Source organism: Lyngbya sp. CCAP 1446/10 (assembly GCF_026130175.1).
Taxonomy (GTDB): Bacteria; Cyanobacteriota; Cyanobacteriia; order Cyanobacteriales; family Microcoleaceae; genus Microcoleus.
Map to the genome: position 1 here is coordinate 1 of NZ_JAIGNI010000135.1, position 1,211 is coordinate 1,211.

At 42.5% G+C, this 1,211-nt stretch carries 1 protein-coding gene; it reads left to right on the forward strand.

Going from position 1 to position 1,211, the window contains the following annotated elements; genetic code table 11:
- Positions 1–330: 330 nt before the first annotated feature.
- The gene (locus tag K4039_RS26625; RefSeq protein ID WP_265239508.1) at positions 331–1,128 is read left to right on the forward strand and encodes a PstS family phosphate ABC transporter substrate-binding protein; all 798 of its coding nucleotides are present in this window, start codon (positions 331–333) and stop codon (positions 1,126–1,128) included.
- The last annotated feature ends 83 nt before the right edge of the window (positions 1,129–1,211 follow it).

The window sequence follows — 1,211 nt, forward strand, 5'->3', positions numbered from 1 at the left end:
ATTTTGACTTAAAACGGGGTGTGGGGTGTGGGGTGAAGTCGAATAGAGCTCTACTTCATCTGACTCAATCATCAGTTTTTGCGTTCCGATTAGCATTCAAATTTCCAGATTTTTCCTCACACCCCACACCCCAATACGGTTTACTTAAGACTCTTTATACTTGGAGATCCCCCTAAATCCCCCTTAAGAAGGGGGACTTTAAGAGCTTTCTTTTTCCCCCTTTTTTAAGGGGGATTAGGGGGGATCGGTCTCAAGTGAACAGTATTGCTCCATACCCCACACCCCACACCCCGTTTTAAGTCAAAATATGCAATGCGGTGACACAGAGATATGAAGACATTTACCATCAATAATTGGCAACGAATTGTAGCTGCCACACTAACTGCAACAACGATTGCTTTCACTACTAATGCTGCTGGTGCCCAATTACTTAAAGGTGCTGGTGATTCTTTTTCCGAACCTCTTTATCAGCGCTATAGCGCAGAATACGAACGGGAAACAGGCGTTAAGTTCCAATACACTACTGTTGGCAGTGGCGGCGGCATTCGTTTGTTCATGAATCAAACTGTGGATTTTGGAGGTACTACTTTAATTCCTACTCCAATTGAGAAAAATCAAATGAAAGATGGGTTGCTGATGGTACCGACGGGGGGAGGGTCAATTGCCATTGTTTACAACCTTGAAGATGTGACTGCAGATGTCAAGTTATCTCGCGAGCAATTGGCTAAAATATTTACAGATAAAATTACCAATTGGAACCAGGTTGATTCCCGCTTTCCTAACAAAAAAATTCAAGTTGTCGTTCAGTCCGATAGTAGCGGTACTACCTTGACTCTGACTAGATACTTGCGAAAAATTACTGGTGGAAAGATAGAAGCTAGCAGGCAACCTAATTGGGGATTTCGGGTTTTCGCCGCCCTTCCTCAAGATAGCACGGTGGCGGCAGAAGTGCGAAGAATTGATGGTGCGATCGGTTATGTTCAGACAAACTTTGCTCGTCAAAAAAATCTGCCTACTGCTAGGATTGAAAATCGGGCTGGTCGTTACGTGGCACCAACTTTGGCAGAGACGGAAAAAGCCCTAGCCAATGTCAAGTTTAAGGATGACTTCACGACGGAAGATAGGTAGTAATAAATATGTAGTGAAATTTAATTACAGTAATTGAATACATAGGATAATTTTATAACTCACACAATCAAGTTTTGTGATTT

Coding starts and splice junctions, on each gene's coding strand:
- K4039_RS26625 (WP_265239508.1), top strand. CDS start 331: ATGAAGACATTTACCATCAATAATTGGCAACGAATTGTAGCTGCCACA.